This is a genomic window from Yersinia aldovae ATCC 35236, from assembly GCF_000173735.1.
GTDB classification, from domain to species: domain Bacteria; phylum Pseudomonadota; class Gammaproteobacteria; order Enterobacterales; family Enterobacteriaceae; genus Yersinia; species Yersinia aldovae.
Genome location: NZ_ACCB01000043.1, coordinates 1 through 17,447 on the forward strand (window position 1 = coordinate 1; position 17,447 = coordinate 17,447).

Genomic DNA, 17,447 nt, shown 5'->3' on the forward strand with positions numbered 1-17,447 from the left:
TTAAGGAATAACATTATGCTACAGCAAAATAGTAATGCAGGAAAATTACAACTGAATGCCGCCGATCTGGCCTGTGCCAGGCAATTATTAGAAACCCATAAGGAGAATAAAGACCCCGGCCCGATGTATGACTTTTTAGCCAGCAAAGGCGATCGCTATGCCATCTTGGCTAATGGTGTGGTCAAAGAGAATTCTATCGCCGGGCGAATAGCTATTAACTATATGAGAGATGTTGGTGTCAGCCATAATAAACACCTCACTGAAACGGATATTAAGCATATTCGTTATGATATGGCGCTTGGCTATTTTGATACCCAGCAAGACAGGCTGGACAAAAGTCCAACAGGAATTATCTATGGTGATATCGGCCATGAGCAAGCTGCACAGTTTCACAATAGTGTTTTTGAGATGCATGGATTACCGCCAGAGGCCTGGACGTTATATCCGGTTTATAAAGTGTTGCCGAAAAACCAGCACGGAGGACACTGGCAGAGTACTTTAAATTCGGCGGGCAATTCAGCCGATGAAATATTGCTCTCTTTTAATACAGTAAAATTATGGTTGACGCATTATCAACCTCATCAGCTTCAGACCAACCGATGATCCATAACTGGCTGAATATAGTTATGGATGTCGACAATCTTGGTGCCGCAGCCGGTGCTATAGGCAACCAACTCTTTAGCTCCGACGAAGAAGTCGCACCAGTCTCAACCGAGATGTGCCCTATCGACATCAATATCACCCCAACCCCACAAGCGGTTCAGCGCATTGCCGATGAAGATCAGGCGCGGCGTGATGTCACCAACGGCTATCTGGTGAATAAGCCCACTCACAGTTTCTCCTTTACTGACGGCAGCCTGGATAAAACCGATTTTGCCTCGGTGCAGATGGGCGCTATGGCATCGGGCGGGGTTCGCCCGGGTGAAGTTCAGCTTGATCCCAATATCCAGCCCAGCCGCTATTTATCTGATTACTATCTGGAACGACCCCGTTATATGCTGCCGGAAACCGGGCTGTTTGATGCCGCCACCCTCAATGGTTTATCAGCACAAACCACGGTAAACACTTATGTTGACCCGCTGCTGCTGGATTTAAGTGGCAAGGGGGTCTCCATGACCGGCATTGAAGATGGCGTACTGTTTGATACCGATAACAGCGGCACCCTTAAACGCACCGGCTGGGCCGGGCCGAATACCGGCATATTGGTGCTTGATAAGGGCAGTGGGAGAATCGACAATATTAGCCAGATGTATTCGGAATATTACGGCGGTGCGGCGGGGGTTAACGGCCAGCCGGGAGAGAAACGCTATCAAGATGGTTTTGCTGCGCTGGCCAGTGAAGATGCCGATGGCAATGGTGCGATTGACCCGGGTGATCCTATCTGGAGCCAATTGCGAATTTGGCAAGATAGCTCGCATAACGGCAAGGTTGACCCCGGCGAACTAACAACACTGAATGAATGGCAGATTACGCAAATCAAAGTCAAAGCTAACGTGGTCGAAGAGGATAACCGACGGGGTAATAGGGTCATGGCGCGCGGTATTTTCTCTATCCGAGGGCGGCGGCATGAGGTATTGGCGGTGAATTTTGCCAGCTCGCCGGTCAGTAACCATATTATCAAGCGTGATGCTGACGGTGCATTCATTCGCTCAATCATGGGGGACGTGACAACCACCGCCTATGCCCAACTCGGTAATAAAAACGCAACTTTGTCTGCCGATACGCTGGCGGTGCACCATGTTTATGGCGGTAATATGGACGACACCCTGGTAGCCAGTGTGAAGGGCAGTTGGCTGGTCGGACGGGGTGGCAGTAATACCTATATAGGTAATAGTGGAAACGATGTGTTTGTTATCAGTGACAGTGATGATCCAAGCACTATTAAAGGCAATGGCGGGCGAGATACGGTACTGATTGTCGGCGATAAAGGGGTGGCGCTGAATATGGCGCGCAGTGGTATCACTATTGCGCAGGGCGGCGATGGTGATGACATTATTGTTAGCGGCGGCAATAGTAGCGTTTTCATCAAAGGCGGTAACGGGAATTCGACGCTGGTCGGTGGTGGTGGCAATGATGTATTAGCAGGTGGCGGTGGAAAAAATAAGATTATTGGCGGCAGTAGTAAAGCGGTTATTTACGCCGGATCTCAGGGTGACAGTATTTATGCCTCGGAGCAGGGTTGCATTATTTACGCCGGTGGCGGTGCGGACAGGATTTATGGCAATAAGGGGAATGATATTATTGAAGCGGGTCAGGGCAATGCACTGATTGACGGCGGTGGTGGTGTAAATGTGGTGTCATTGCATGGTACTCATGCGGATTACATTATCACCCGGACTGACAGCGGCTATCTGATTAGGGATAAAGTCGCCGGTCGGGATGGCACGCTTGCCCTGAAAAATATTCAAAAACTGAATTTCTCAGATATTTCAGCCGTTGATTTGCATACGAATACTATTATTCCAATTGATGATGTATTGACGAGAAGTAAATCTGACCGGCCATTTTCTCGTGATAGATTCCACCTGATACGGGGTGCTGATTTATTAGTCAATGACTTGTCTTTTAATGATAAATCCTCGTTACACATCACCGCCGTGAGTGATGCAATTGGTGGCGATGTTTACCTAAGCCGTAGCGGTAATATCGTGTTTTACCCCGATAAAAAATTCACTGGCGTGATGAGTTTTAAATATAGCCTGATGAATGCCGACGGGGATCCGGCCATTTCGGTGATGGATCTGACTCGCGGTGAAGAGGTAACAAAGCGGGCGACAGTGAGCCTATTACCCCCGAATATCCCCACAGATCCTCAACTATCAAAGCAGCGCTACTTGAGTGAGGTCAATGTGATACCGGTGTGGCAAGATTATAGCGGCAAGGGTATTCGGATTGGGCAGTTTGAACCCGGCGGCGAGTTCGCCACTGGCCCAGAAATCTTCGCGATTGAACACCCCGATTTGGCGGCGAATGTCGATACAGTCTGGCTGGCAACGCAAAAGAGAATGGGCGAGTTGCCCGCTGAGGTATCACACCATGCCACCATGGTGGCCGGTGTGATGGTAGCGGCAAAAAACAATATCGGTGGAGTGGGAGTGGCTTATGACGCGACATTGGGTGGGTATTATTTAAGCAATGATGGTAACGACTTAACCACGCTCGGCAAGATGTCCAGCTATGATGTGGTTAACCATAGCTGGAGTTCCAAACCTGACTTTGCGCTGAGTCATACCTCGGGTGGGGCGCTTAATTTGCCTAATACTCTCAGTACCGTTTTGCGCTATGCCGCAGCAAATGGTCGTGGGGGATTAGGCACTATAATTGTGACGGTGGGCGGGAATCAGCGCGAGCAGGGAGGCAGTACCCAAGGATCGCTGATGAGTCATTCCCGTTTTGGTATCCAGGTCGGGGCGATAATCTCTCCGGCTGATCTTTCAATACTCCAGACTCGCTCACAACCTTTCTCCAATCCCGGTGCCAGTTTACTGGTATCAGCGCCTGGCAACCGGGTACTTTCCAGCAGCCACCAAATTAAAGCAGAACGTGGGGCCGTCTTTGGTGCTGAATATAGTACTGAACAAGGCACCAGCTTTGCTGCACCGATTGTCTCAGGCATTGCTGCATTGATGCTTCAGGCTAATCCCAATCTGGGATATCGCGATGTTCAACAGATTCTGGCCTTGTCGGCTCGTCGAGTTAAAGATCCTGCGAGCCAGTGGCACATTAATGGTGCAAAAGGTTGGAATGGCGGCGGGATGCAGGTAAGTCATGATTATGGTTTTGGTAGGGTTGATGCGCGGGCGGCGGTGCGTTTGGCAGAAAGCTGGAGCAGTAAAAAGACTGATGCTAACCAACAAAGCCTGGAAAAAAGTCATCATTACGATGCGTGGAAACGGCTGTATGCCGGGGGAGTTGATACCTCATCGATCACGATGACCAGTGGCTTGAATATTGAACAGGTAGAGGTTGATTTCAGTGCTAATGTAGGGCGGTTGGGCGATTTGACGGTGAAACTCATTTCGCCGAGTGGCAGCGAAAGTATTCTGTTAGATCGGGCCGGGAAAAAACCAGCGGTCAACGATGATGATATGGGCAGCGCGCTATCCGGTGAATTTAACTATACCTTTATGTCGACACATCATCGTGGTGAAGCCTCTACAGGCCAGTGGGAATTGGCCGTTAAAGATGCCAAAAATGGTTTACCCGTGAAACTCAATAGCTGGTCACTACGACTCTTTGGTCACAAAGCTGGCGCTGATGATGTCTATTTTTATACTGATGAGTTTGCTGCTCAGGTGGCAGAACAACCCACACGAGCCATTTTAACTGATGCGGTTAATGGTGTGCCCGGTGGTCGTAACACATTGAATACTGCTGCGATGTCAGGCGATGTTAAGGCCAATTTAATAACGGGAGAGGCAAACCTTGGCGGGACAACGCTGACAATTAGATCCCCGCAAACTATTCATAATATAGTGAGTGGTGATGGTAACGATGTTTTAACCGCGGGCCGGAATAACAGTTTACTTGACGGTGGGCGAGGTAGAAATACGCTGGTGGGAGGCGCAGGCAAAGAGATATTCGTGGTACGTAAACGCCCACAGGGGCATGACCGTATTATTAACTTTGAGGCAGACAACGGTGAGGTCATTCACTTGGTTGGCTTTGCGGAAAAAAAAATTCAGCGAATTACGGTTAAAACAATGGCGGAGCGATGTTCAGATCAAACTGGCTGATGGTCAAATAATAATTATCGGAGACCAACAGGTTAGCGTATTGCAGGCCCATCATTTTAACTTTCAGGATACCTTTACCGCACCTGCCCACTATGTTGATAGCAGTAAATTGGTGGATAAGCCCGTACGTCAGCCAACAGATATTTTGCTCAATGGCGGCGGTGGTGGTGTCACTTTACGCACCAATGCCCAAGGTAAAATGGTGGCTTCATTGTTGGGTTCTGTCTATCAGCGGGATAATGCTGAACCCAGTACTTTCGTTGTGGTTCATCAGGAGGGGCAATCTGATTATCACAATACCGTGCGTGGATTTAGGCATGGCATTGATAAAATTGATTTAAGTGCGATTGGTATTAGGAATTTCAGTGAGCTATCAGTCACCAAAAGAAGTGCAATGGTTATTAATGGATTGGCTCTTATTCAGGGCGTGGAGGTGAAATCAGCGATCACTGGCCCGGAAGGTAAAGGTATCAACTTAATGTATCTGGATGGGTTGGATATTGATCAACTTGATGCTCAGGATTTTATTTTTGCTGGCACAGAGCCGATGCTGGCGGATACTGCCTTTGTTTATGACGATATTGCCCCGTTGATTGATGCAACGTCTTATTTTGATAACCCTGAACGTGGATCTGAAACTATCCACCTCCCTCATCAAGTATCACCCTTTACTTCTCACGGGATGATTGTAAACCGCTATTAGGCACTAATTCATGAGGGTTAAAATCCACTGCTTTTCAATACCCACTCAGATGAATGGGTATTTTGACAAGGCTATGCTGAATATTGAGAGGTAAATTACTTCACCTGTGCACTTCTCATGTCTTTGCCTGCTTCCCAAATCCGGTATTTCACATCAACGCCTTGTGGCACATAAACCACAATTGGTAAGCGGCTGTTGTAGCGCTGCATGGCAGCATCACCCAGATTGGCGGCGATAAATTGCGGGCGGCGGGTGTTATCCGGGCAAGCCATCATGGTTGAGGCGGGTTCGGATATTTTATCCATCACCAGATAGTCAAAGCCCCAGCCAGATAAGGTTTTGGTTTCCAGATTGCCACCGAGCATATGGCGGTTGCAGTCAACTTCAATGGTTTTACCGATCAGCAACTCAACTTTGAAGCGGCTTTCGTCTTCTTGTGGCTCGAGGAAAATGACCTGGCGGCTCATGCCTTTTTCAGCTTGTGGGTAAGGCGCAATCTTCTCTAACGGCTGTTGTTGATTCAGTGGCGGCTCGGTAGCGGCAATAGTGCTGGCAGAGGCGGCCATTAACAGGCTGGTTATGGCGATTGACAGTCTTTTCATCTTTTGTCCCTATGATTTTAATTCCAGATGCAAAAATATCATCTATTCAACAGGCTGATTATAGGTGAAATCCGATTAGCTGATTTATCTATCTGCTTAAAGCTCGATTTCAATATCGCCCTTCGGCTGACAACAGCAGGGCAGGATCTCACCAGATTGAATAAACGCCAGCGGCTGCTGTTGATAGCAGACCTCGCCTTTCAGCAAGCGCAGGCGGCAGGAGCCACAATAGCCAGAGCGGCATTGGTATTCGATGGGTACCTGATGATATTCAAGCGTTTCTAACAAACTACGGCTGTTAACGGGGCGGTTAAGTCGAGCACCGGTGGTGCTCAACGTCACGATATCCCCGTCATCTTTCAAGGTGCAGGGGTGTTGGCTGCTATCACTTACCCAAGTCATTGAGTTATCTCAACTCCTTGGGTTCATTCTGTTGCCGCTGCTGGATTAACGCAACAAGTGCAACTCGAAAGTTATTGGGGGTGGACTTCATGGATTACAGCTCGAAATCACTCAGATCATCAGCACTGATTTCGGAATCAATCTGACCGACCAGATATGAGCTGACTTCAACTTCTTGTGGTGCAACCTGTACGTTATCAGACACTAACCAAGAGTTGATCCACGGAATGGGGTTGGTGCGGGTCGCAAAGGGTATACCGAGGCCCACGGCTTGCATACGAATATTGGTAATATATTCCACATACTGGCACAAGATCTCTTTATTCAGGCCAATCATAGAGCCGTCGCGGAACAGATATTCTGCCCACTCTTTTTCTTGCTCAGCGGCCAGTACAAACAGGTCATAACACTGTTGCTGGCATTCTATAGCAATTTCAGCCATTTCCGGGTCATCTTCACCGGCGCGCATCAGATTCAGAATATGTTGAGTACCGGTCAGGTGCAGGGCTTCATCGCGCGCAATCATTTTGATGATTTTAGCGTTACCTTCCATCAATTCGCGCTCGGCAAAGGCAAAGGAGCAGGCAAAGCTGACATAGAAACGGATGGCTTCCAGTGCGTTGACGCTCATCAGACACAGATAAAGCTGCTTTTTCAACTCGTGCAGATTAACAACAACAGTTTTGCCATTGACCTGATGAGTACCTTCCCCCAGCAGATGGTAGTAGCTGGTCATCTCAATCAAATCGTCATAATAGGCTGAGATATCTTTTGCGCGCTTGAGGATCTCTTCGTTGGTCACGATATCATCAAAAACAATCGAAGGGTCGTTCACGATATTACGGATGATATGGGTGTACGAGCGTGAGTGGATGGTTTCTGAAAATGACCAGGTTTCGACCCAGGTTTCCAATTCAGGGATAGAAATAAGTGGCAATAATGCCACGTTAGGGCTGCGCCCCTGAATGGAGTCCAACAACGTTTGGTATTTCAGGTTGCTGATAAAAATATGTTTTTCGTGATCTGGCAGAGCGTTGTAATCGATACGATCACGGGAGACGTCGATCTCTTCTGGACGCCAGAAGAATGATAGCTGTTTCTCAATCAGTTTTTCGAAAATAGCGTGCTTTTGCTGGTCGAAACGGGCCACGTTGACGGATTGACCAAAGAACATTGGCTCGAGCAACTGGTTATTTTTATTTTGCGAAAAAGTGGTATAGGCCATGATTTCCTCAGGGACGTACAAAGGATAAATAGTGCAAAGGGCGAATGAAGAAGCTCCGCGATAAGCGCATTTGGCTTCATCGCGGAGAGCCTAAACTAAAAATCAGATCTTACATGCACCGCCTTCACAGTCATCATCACCCGGCTGACTTTGAATATCTTCCTGCACATCATCAGCACCGTCGCGGGTGTTTTGATAGTAAAGGGTTTTCACACCAAATTTGTAGGTGGTCAGCAAATCTTTCAGCAACTGCTTCATCGGCACTTTGCCAGATGGGAAGCGGGTTGGGTCATAATTGGTGTTAGCTGAAATCGCCTGATCGACGAATTTTTGCATCAAACCGACCAGTTGCAGGTAACCATCATTATTGGGCATATCCCACAGCAGTTCGTAAGCATCTTTCAAGCGCTCATACTCAGGGACAACCTGACGTAGAATACCATCTTTCGAGGCTTTGATGCTGACATAGCCGCGTGGTGGTTCAATGCCGTTGGTGGCATTGGAGATCTGCGAGGATGTCTCGGAAGGCATCAGCGCTGACAGCGTGGAGTTACGCAGGCCGTGAGTCTTAATATCGTTACGCAGCGTTTCCCAATCGTAGTGCAGTGGCTCGTTGCTGATGGCATCCAAATCTTTCTTATAGGTATCGATCGGCAGAATGCCCTGCGAATAGGTGGTTTCATTGAACCACTGGCAAGCGCCTTGTTCACGGGCCAGCACATTTGAGGCTTTCAGCAAGTAGTACTGAATCGCTTCAAAAGTACGGTGAGTCAGGTTGTTAGCACTACCATCTGAGTAACGCACACCGTTCTTCGCCAGATAATAAGCAAAGTTAATCACGCCGATACCCAAGGTACGGCGACCCATTGCACCACGTTGTGCTGCGGCAATCGGGTAGTCCTGATAATCCAACAGGGCATCCAGTGCGCGCACCGCCAGCTCTGCCAGCTCTTCTAAATCATCAAGGCTCTCAATGGCACCGAGGTTAAACGCAGACAGCGTACAGAGCGCAATTTCGCCATTCTCATCGTTGATGTCATTGAGTGGCTTGGTTGGCAACGCGATTTCCAGGCACAGGTTTGACTGGCGCACGGGCGCAATTTTCGGATCAAACGGGCTATGGGTGTTGCAGTGATCAACGTTCTGAATATAGATACGGCCTGTAGAAGCACGTTCTTGCATCATCAGTGAGAATAACTCAACCGCTTTAACCCGTTGCTTACGGATGTTGTCATCTTGCTCATATTGGGTGTAAAGGCGTTCAAATTCATCCTGATCGGCGAAGAACGCCTCATACAAGCCAGGAACATCTGACGGACTGAACAGGGTGATATCTTCACCTTTTAGCAGACGTTGATACATCAGTTTGTTGATTTGAACGCCGTAATCCATATGACGCACGCGGTTGCCTTCAACACCACGGTTGTTTTTCAATACCAGCAGGCTTTCAACTTCCAAATGCCACATTGGATAGAACAGGGTGGCAGCACCACCACGCACCCCGCCTTGTGAGCAGGATTTCACCGCAGTCTGGAAGTGTTTGTAGAACGGGATACAACCGGTGTGGAAAGCTTCACCACCGCGAATTGGGCTACCCAGCGCACGGATGCGACCGGCATTGATACCGATACCTGCACGTTGTGACACGTATTTCACAATGGCACTGGAGGTCGCGTTGATAGAATCCAGGCTGTCGCCACACTCGATCAACACGCAAGAACTGAACTGGCGCGTCGGGGTACGGACACCGGACATAATCGGTGTGGGCAGTGAGATCTTAAAGGTGGAGACCGCATCATAGAAGCGTTTCACATAATCCAGACGGGTTTCACGCGGATAGTTCGAGAACAGGCAGGCGGAAACCAGCATATACAGGAATTGGGCACTTTCATAGATCTCACCGCTGACGCGGTTCTGCACCAGATATTTACCTTCTAACTGCTTAACCGCAGCATAAGAGAAGTTCATATCGCGCCAATGGTCGATGAAAGTGTCCATCTGTTCGAATTCTTCTGCGCTGTAATCTTCCAGCAGATGTTTGTCGTATTTACCCATTTCCACCATTTTCGTCACATGGGCGAATAATTTTGGTGGTTCAAACTGGCCGTAGGCTTTTTTGCGCAGGTGGAAGATAGCCAGACGTGCGGCCAGATATTGGTAATCTGGGGCATCACGCGAGATAAGATCAGCCGCCGCTTTGATGATGGTTTCATGGATATCGGCGGTCTTAATGCCATCATAGAACTGAATGTGTGAACGTAATTCTACTTGAGATACCGAGACGTTATGTAAACCTTCCGCGGCCCAGTCGATGACCCGGTGGATTTTATCCAGATTGATGCGTTCTTTACTGCCATCGCGTTTAGTAACAAGTAGGCTTTGGTTCATGTGTTCGTGACCTTTGTTCCCCTTACTCAGTGTCTGTACAGCACAAATTTACGCTCTCTATGATTAAGATAATCACTGAGGTCGTAGTGTATTGTTCAGTATGTAAACACTATATGTAGGGGGTGGGTAGTAGATAGATAACAAGATAGTGATTATTGAGTCTTTTGGCAAGTGGACAACATTGCACAATTATGTGGATAACGTGGGGGTGAATTGTTACCAAAGGCTCTCAGGCTGCGTCATTGCTGGGGATTACCTACTGCTAATCTGGGGGATAAGATTTTACTGAAAATCTTAAAATTATGATCGTTTGCCGGTTTATTAAACATTAGCAAAAATGGCATAATTTAGGTTAATGGCAAAGTGCCCGCAGCGGTGAGAACAGGCGGATCGTAAAGCTGCCGTCAATACATCCATGTAGGCGCGAGCCGCGCCCTCCCTGGCGCGGACGCTTTACTCTTCCGCCTATCCTCCCCTACCTGAGATCGGGTCATCGAGGTTTGTCAGTTGTCGTTTCTTCTTTAGCTAATAGTGGTGGCCTTATTCGCTATCCCGTTGAGTATGCACCATATAATTTACATCAACGTTGTGGCCCAGCTTAAAGTGGTCTGTTATCGGATTGTAATGCAAACCGATAATGTGGCGTTCGAGTAGTGGTGTTTGGTCAACCCAGCCGATAAGTTCTGACGGGCGAATAAACTTTTTCGCATCATGAGTGCCTTTGGGCACCATTTTCAAAATATATTCTGCGCCAACTACCGCCATCAGCCAGGATTTGGTGTTGCGGTTGATGGTTGAGAAGAATACGTGGCCGCCGGGCTTGACCAATGCGGCGCAGGCGTGCACCACCGATGCGGGGTCGGGGACATGTTCCAGCATCTCCATGCAGGTGACGACGTCGTAGTGTTGCGGGTGCTTTTGCGCGTGGCTTTCGACAGTTTCTTGCACGTAGTCCAGTTTCGCGCCGGTTTCCAATGCGTGCAGACGAGCGACTTGCAACGGTTCGTAGCCCATATCCAGCCCGGTCACTTGCGCACCTTCTCGCGCCATGCTTTCAGCTAAAATACCGCCACCGCAACCGACATCCAGCACTTTCTTAGCGAAAATACCGCCAGCGCGCTGCAAAATGTAATCAAGGCGCAGTGGATTAATGCGATGGAGGGGTTTGAATTCACCTTCTAAATCCCACCAGCGGGAGGCAACTGCCTCAAATTTGGCGATTTCTTGTTCATCGACGTTCTGATTAAGGGGAGTGACATCTGCGCACATGATAGAGTTCTCACTGTTTTATTTCTTTGCGCGGATTATACCCGTCATACTTCAAGCTGCATATGCGTTGGCTACATTCAATCACCCGAATCACTTACTTGAGTAAGCTCATCGGGACTCATTTACTTGCCGCCTTCCTGCAACTTGAATCATTTAGGGTATGCACATAACTCGTTTCGACAAACATCATGCAGTTTCGCCAAAATCTACGATTTGTGATATAGTTTCGTACCTTTAAATCCGGTAATTAGTAGAGGGATAGCGGCTCAATGAGCGACCTTGCCAGAGAAATAACACCGGTCAACATCGAGGAAGAGCTGAAAAGCTCCTATCTGGATTATGCGATGTCCGTTATTGTCGGACGTGCTTTGCCAGATGTCCGGGATGGACTGAAACCGGTTCACCGTCGCGTACTGTTTGCGATGAATGTACTGGGTAATGACTGGAATAAGCCATACAAAAAATCGGCCCGTGTAGTCGGGGACGTTATCGGTAAATATCACCCGCATGGTGACAGCGCGGTCTACGACACGATAGTGCGTATGGCCCAGCCGTTCTCACTGCGCTATATGCTGGTGGATGGGCAGGGTAACTTCGGTTCCGTTGATGGCGACTCCGCTGCGGCGATGCGTTATACCGAAATCCGTATGTCTAAAATTGCTCACGAATTGTTAGCGGACTTAGAAAAAGATACCGTTGACTTCGTGCCGAACTATGACGGTACGGAGCAAATTCCTGCCGTAATGCCAACCCGAATCCCTAACCTGCTGGTTAACGGTTCATCTGGTATTGCCGTTGGGATGGCGACCAATATCCCGCCGCATAACCTTTCTGAGGTTATTGATGGCTGTCTGGCCCTGATCGAAGATGAAAACATCACCATTGATGGGTTGATGGAGTTCATTCCAGGCCCAGACTTCCCAACAGCAGCCATTATTAATGGCCGTCGTGGTATTGATGAGGCTTATCGTACCGGTCGTGGCAAGATCTATGTTCGCGCCCGTGCTGAAGTTGAAGCTGACGCTAAAACCGGCCGTGAAACCATTATCGTCCACGAGATCCCGTATCAAGTGAACAAGGCACGGTTGATTGAAAAAATCGCCGAGCTGGTAAAAGAAAAACGTGTAGAAGGCATCAGCGCATTACGTGATGAGTCTGATAAAGACGGTATGCGTATTGTGATTGAGATTAAACGTGATGCCGTCGGGGAAGTGGTTCTCAATAACCTCTACTCACTGACTCAGCTTCAGGTGACTTTCGGTATCAATATGGTGGCTCTGTCGCAAGGGCAGCCTAAGCTATTGAACTTAAAAGAGATTCTGGTTGCTTTCGTGCGTCACCGCCGTGAAGTGGTGACTCGCCGTACCATTTTTGAGCTGCGTAAAGCGCGTGACCGTGCCCACATCCTGGAAGCACTGGCTATTGCACTGGCTAACATCGATCCGATTATTGAATTGATCCGCCGTGCAGCAACACCTGCTGAAGCGAAAGCTGGCTTGATTGCCAGCCCATGGGAATTAGGTAACGTTGCCGCTATGTTGGAACGTGCCGGTGATGATGCTGCCCGCCCAGAATGGCTGGAAGCTGAGTTCGGTATCCGTGACGGCAAATATTATCTCACCGAGCAGCAAGCTCAGGCGATTTTGGATCTGCGCTTGCAGAAACTGACCGGCCTGGAGCATGAAAAACTGCTGGATGAGTATAAAGAGCTGCTGACCTTAATTGCTGAGCTGATCTTTATTCTGGAAAACCCAGAGCGCTTGATGGAAGTTATCCGCGAAGAGTTAGTTGCGATTAAAGAGCAATATAACGATGCGCGTCGTACCGAAATCACGGCGAATACCTCTGACATCAATATTGAAGATCTGATTAATCAAGAAGATGTGGTCGTGACATTGTCCCATCAGGGTTATGTCAAATATCAGCCTCTGACGGATTACGAAGCTCAGCGTCGTGGTGGTAAAGGTAAATCGGCTGCGCGCATCAAAGAAGAAGACTTTATTGACCGCCTGCTGGTCGCCAACACCCACGATACTATTTTGTGCTTCTCCAGCCGTGGTCGTCTCTATTGGATGAAGGTCTATCAGTTGCCGGAAGCCAGTCGTGGGGCGCGTGGTCGTCCGATCGTCAACTTGTTACCGCTGGAGCCAAATGAGCGTATCACCGCCATTCTGCCAGTGCGGGAATACGAAGAAGGTCGTCACGTCTTTATGGCGACCGCCAGCGGCACCGTGAAGAAAACCGCACTGACTGAGTTTAGCCGTCCACGCAGTGCCGGTATTATTGCCGTCAATCTGAATGAAGGCGATGAACTGATTGGTGTTGATCTGACCGATGGCACTAACGAAGTCATGCTGTTCTCTGCATTGGGTAAAGTGGTTCGCTTCCCTGAGTCGCAGGTCCGTTCTATGGGCCGTACCGCGACCGGTGTACGCGGTATCAACCTCAATGGCGACGATCGGGTTATTTCTCTTATCATCCCTCGGGGTGATGGCGAAATCCTGACCGTAACTGAAAACGGTTACGGTAAACGTACCGCAGTGGAGGAGTACCCAACTAAGTCCCGTGCGACTCAGGGGGTTATCTCCATTAAAGTCAGTGAGCGTAATGGTAAGGTTGTTGGCGCGGTTCAAGTCGCACCGACTGACCAAATCATGATGATCACCGATGCAGGTACACTGGTGCGTACCCGCGTATCAGAGGTGAGTGTTGTGGGGCGTAATACCCAGGGTGTGACACTTATCCGTACCGCTGAAGACGAGCATGTTGTTGGTCTGCAACGTGTGGCGGAGCCAGAAGAGGATGATGAAATCCTTGAGGGTGAAGCATTGGAAGGTGAAGAGGGTAGCGAAGAGAATGCTGCACTGAACGCACCAGAAGATGAAGATGCTGCTGACGAAGCACAAGACGATGACAACGCATAATGCGTAGATGAAAACAGAAGCCAGCTTACGAGCTGGCTTTTTTATGCTGACTTTTTAATGAGTCATGGGTAGTGTATTCTGTAGGCCACGCAGCCTGTCCGGCGATGCTTTCATCATGGTATCAGATTGAAATATCTCTCTTCATTTCGCACGACACTGAAAATATCCCGCTACTTGTTTCGGGTTCTGGCGGTTATGTTATGGTCGCTTGGTGCACTGCTAACCACTTTTTATATCCTGAATATCCTCAATGAGAAAAAATCAGATATCCGTCAGGAATATAATACTAATGCTGAACAGGCACAGAACTACATCCGTCACTCGGCTGATATTATCCGCGATATCAAGTATATGGCGGAGAACAGACTCAACCCTAAAACGGATGTTATTGATGTGACCGCAGGTGAGTTGACCAGTAAAAGAGTCGTGCCGCAGTACTATCCACTGAATAGCGAATCTAATTGTGCCACCCTTAATTCATCTCACTACTCTTCATTGGATTCTCTTAGCAACCTAATCTTGTACTGGAAAGAGAATTTTGCGGCGGCTTATGATCTCAACCGGATCTTTTTGATTGGTAGCGATACCCAGTGCATGGTGGATTTTGATATCCGCAATACGCCGCTGGAACAGGGTAATCTGATTAAGTCACTCAATGAGCATATCTTAAAATATCGTGATGCAAATCATCAGGATAAAGACAGCACGTTGTATTGGGTGGTCGCGGGTGCCCGACCTGAGATTGGCACGTTATATGTGCTAACCCCTGTTTATGTGGGGAATAAGTTAGAAGCGTTGATCGGTACGGAGCAAACCGTTCGTTTGGAGGACTTTATCTCTTCCGGCCCGTTGCCCATTGGGGTGACTTTGCTTAATCAGGATAACGATCCGGTATTGCAGTTGGCTACAGGGGAGCGTAATGCCTCAATGCTGAATGTCTATCCCGACTCCCCCTCTTATTTTGGTTATGTCGATGATTATAACTCGCTGGTTCTGAAGAAGAATCTGCTGCCATCACCGCTCAGTATTGTCTATTCATTGCCCGTTAGAACAATAATAGAAACCTTTAAATTATTAATTTTTAATGCGTTGTTATTGAATGCCCTATCTGCGGTGGTGATCTTTACGTTGGCCTGGCTGTTTGAACGAAAAATGTTCCATCCGGCAGAGGACAATGCACTGAGGTTGGAGGAACATGAGCAATTTAACCGCAAAATTGTGGCCTCGGCTCCGGTGGGCATTTCTATTCTGCGAATCAGTGATGGGACAAATATCCTCAGTAATGAGTTAGCACATAACTATATTAATTTGCTGACGAATGAGGATCGTGAACGTATCACGCGCATTATCTGCGAGCAGCAGGCTAACTTTGTCGATGTGATGACCAGTAATAATAATAATCTGCAAATCAGCTTCGTCCATTCCCGCTATCGTAATGAGGATGTGGCGATTTGTGTGCTAGTGGATGTCAGTTCACGCGTGAAAATGGAAGAGTCGCTGCAAGAGATGGCGGCAGCAGCGGAGCAGGCCAGCCAGTCAAAATCGATGTTTTTGGCGACCGTCAGCCATGAGTTACGTACCCCTTTGTATGGCATCATCGGTAACCTTGATTTATTGCAAACCAAAGAGTTGCCGCATGGCGTTGATCGTCTGGTTACGGCGATGAATAACTCTTCTGGGCTGCTGCTCAAGATTATCAGCGACATACTCGATTTCTCCAAAATTGAGTCCGAGCAGTTGAAAATTGAGCCGAGTGAGTTCTCTACCGTAGAAGTGATTACACATATCACCGCTAACTATCTGCCATTGGTTGTCAAAAAGCGTTTGGGGCTGTACTGCTTTATCGAACCGGCGGTGCCGCGCTTGATGTATGGCGATCCGGTTCGACTGCAACAAGTGATTTCTAACCTATTGAATAACGCCATAAAATTTACTGATACGGGTTGCATTATTTTGCAGCTACGGGTCCGTGGCCACTATCTTGAGTTCCGGGTGCGCGATACCGGGGTCGGGATTAATTCACGCGAAATTAATCAGTTGTTTGATCCCTTCTTCCAGGTGGGGACTGGGGTACAGCGGCATTTCCAGGGAACCGGTTTGGGGCTGGCTATCTGTGAGAAGTTGATAAACTTAATGGACGGCGATGTTGAAGTTATCTCCGAACTGGGCATGGGCAGTATTTTTGCCATTCGTATTCCACTCTTTTTGGCTGATAATCAATATCAAGCCCAAAATGTTGTTCTCCCTGCGAGTGACCGTTGGCAAGGGAAAACCTTATGGTTGGATATCCGTAATGCGTCTCTGGAGAGCTATTTGCTGGATTTACTGAGCCACTTTGGCGCCACAATACGGCGTTGTGGTGATGAGGCGACACAGCGCGAGGAGGTGCTTATTTGTGATTACTTACCGCAAATAAATACGTCGCTATCAGCATGGATTCAGCTATCTATCGAACATATTGGTTTACCACAAGAGACGCGACCAGGTTATTGGTTACTGAGCACGTCTACGTTACTGGAAATTATTCCGCTGCTGGATAGAATCTTGTTGGGCCAACATCCGACTGAAACCACGCCATTACAGCTGCCAGCGTCAAAAACGGATCAGGCCGATAATGCCGATCTGCATATTTTGGTGGTGGATGATCACCCGATAAATCGCCGCTTGCTGGCTGATCAGCTTACCGCCTTGGGCTATCAAGTGATTACAGCAAATGATGGATTGGATGCATTGGCGGTTCTTAACGCGAATACCGTAGATATTGTGCTCACTGATGTGAATATGCCGAATATGGATGGCTACCGTTTGACGCAACGTTTGCGGCAGTTAAATCATCATTTCCCTGTCATTGGTGTAACGGCTAATGCATTAGCGGAAGGCAAACAGCGGTGCATTGAAGCAGGGATGGATAACTGCTTATCCAAGCCCGTGACGCTAGATACATTGCGGCAGATGCTGCTTTACTATAGTGACAAAGTTCGTCGCTCACGTTAAAGCCTGCGTACTTGAAGTCACAGGGGGTTAGCTGCACTGCTCCCCGTATCACTACGTGAGTAAGCTCATCGGGACTTGCTCGTTTGCGGCCTACCTGCGACTCTAATTACTTTGGCTTTTGAAGTTGCAGGGTTGTTATAACAGTAGTGGATGTACTGAAATAAATAAGCCCGGTGTTACTTAGCAAAAGTTGCAGAGTAAACC

The 17,447-nt window shown here is 48.3% G+C and carries 7 protein-coding genes and 1 pseudogene; 3 read left to right on the forward strand and 5 right to left on the reverse strand.

The annotated features are described in order from the left end of the window. Nucleotides 1-15 precede the first annotated feature (15 nt). A pseudogene (locus YALDO0001_RS16185) lies at nt 16-5,439 on the forward strand (SPM autocatalytic domain-containing protein). A gap of 95 nt (nt 5,440-5,534) precedes the next feature. On the opposite strand, the gene eco reads toward YALDO0001_RS16185, so the two are convergent. The 5 genes from eco to ubiG all read right to left on the reverse strand — a co-directional run bounded on the left by eco (nt 5,535) and on the right by ubiG (nt 11,325). After that, nucleotides 5,535-6,041 carry a serine protease inhibitor ecotin gene (gene eco / locus YALDO0001_RS16190; protein WP_042546421.1) on the reverse strand — a complete coding sequence of 169 codons (507 nt, stop codon included), beginning with the start codon at nt 6,039-6,041 and terminating at the stop codon, nt 5,535-5,537. Nucleotides 6,042-6,137: 96 nt separating this feature from the next. Further along, nucleotides 6,138-6,443: a class I ribonucleotide reductase maintenance protein YfaE gene (gene yfaE / locus YALDO0001_RS16195; RefSeq protein WP_004704616.1), complete on the reverse strand. Its 306-nt coding sequence runs from the start codon at nt 6,441-6,443 to the stop codon at nt 6,138-6,140. 94 nt (nt 6,444-6,537) lie between these two features. Then, nucleotides 6,538-7,668 carry a class Ia ribonucleoside-diphosphate reductase subunit beta gene (gene nrdB / locus YALDO0001_RS16200; RefSeq protein WP_004704617.1) on the reverse strand — a complete coding sequence of 377 codons (1,131 nt, stop codon included), beginning with the start codon at nt 7,666-7,668 and terminating at the stop codon, nt 6,538-6,540. 102 nt (nt 7,669-7,770) lie between these two features. Then, on the reverse strand, nt 7,771-10,056 hold the full coding sequence (gene nrdA, locus YALDO0001_RS16205; protein WP_004704618.1) for a class 1a ribonucleoside-diphosphate reductase subunit alpha: 2,286 nt from the start codon (nt 10,054-10,056) through the stop codon (nt 7,771-7,773). A gap of 540 nt (nt 10,057-10,596) precedes the next feature. Beyond that, complete coding sequence (gene ubiG / locus YALDO0001_RS16210) at nt 10,597-11,325, reverse strand: bifunctional 2-polyprenyl-6-hydroxyphenol methylase/3-demethylubiquinol 3-O-methyltransferase UbiG (RefSeq protein ID WP_004704619.1); 729 nt, start codon at nt 11,323-11,325, stop codon at nt 10,597-10,599. Between the two features lie 269 nt (nt 11,326-11,594). Between ubiG and gyrA the strand changes: the two genes are divergently transcribed. Both gyrA and rcsC read left to right on the forward strand, forming a co-directional pair. After that, nucleotides 11,595-14,249 carry a DNA topoisomerase (ATP-hydrolyzing) subunit A gene (gyrA, locus tag YALDO0001_RS16215; RefSeq protein ID WP_004704620.1) on the forward strand — a complete coding sequence of 885 codons (2,655 nt, stop codon included), beginning with the start codon at nt 11,595-11,597 and terminating at the stop codon, nt 14,247-14,249. 126 nt (nt 14,250-14,375) lie between these two features. Continuing rightward, nucleotides 14,376-17,243 carry a two-component system sensor histidine kinase RcsC gene (rcsC, locus tag YALDO0001_RS16220; protein ID WP_004704621.1) on the forward strand — a complete coding sequence of 956 codons (2,868 nt, stop codon included), beginning with the start codon at nt 14,376-14,378 and terminating at the stop codon, nt 17,241-17,243. The last annotated feature ends 204 nt before the right edge of the window (nt 17,244-17,447 follow it).

Coding starts and splice junctions, on each gene's coding strand:
- gyrA (WP_004704620.1), top strand. CDS start 11,595: ATGAGCGACCTTGCCAGAGAAATAACACCGGTCAACATCGAGGAAGAG.
- ubiG (WP_004704619.1), bottom strand. CDS start 11,325: ATGTGCGCAGATGTCACTCCCCTTAATCAGAACGTCGATGAACAAGAA.
- yfaE (WP_004704616.1), bottom strand. CDS start 6,443: ATGACTTGGGTAAGTGATAGCAGCCAACACCCCTGCACCTTGAAAGAT.
- nrdA (WP_004704618.1), bottom strand. CDS start 10,056: ATGAACCAAAGCCTACTTGTTACTAAACGCGATGGCAGTAAAGAACGC.
- eco (WP_042546421.1), bottom strand. CDS start 6,041: ATGAAAAGACTGTCAATCGCCATAACCAGCCTGTTAATGGCCGCCTCT.
- nrdB (WP_004704617.1), bottom strand. CDS start 7,668: ATGGCCTATACCACTTTTTCGCAAAATAAAAATAACCAGTTGCTCGAG.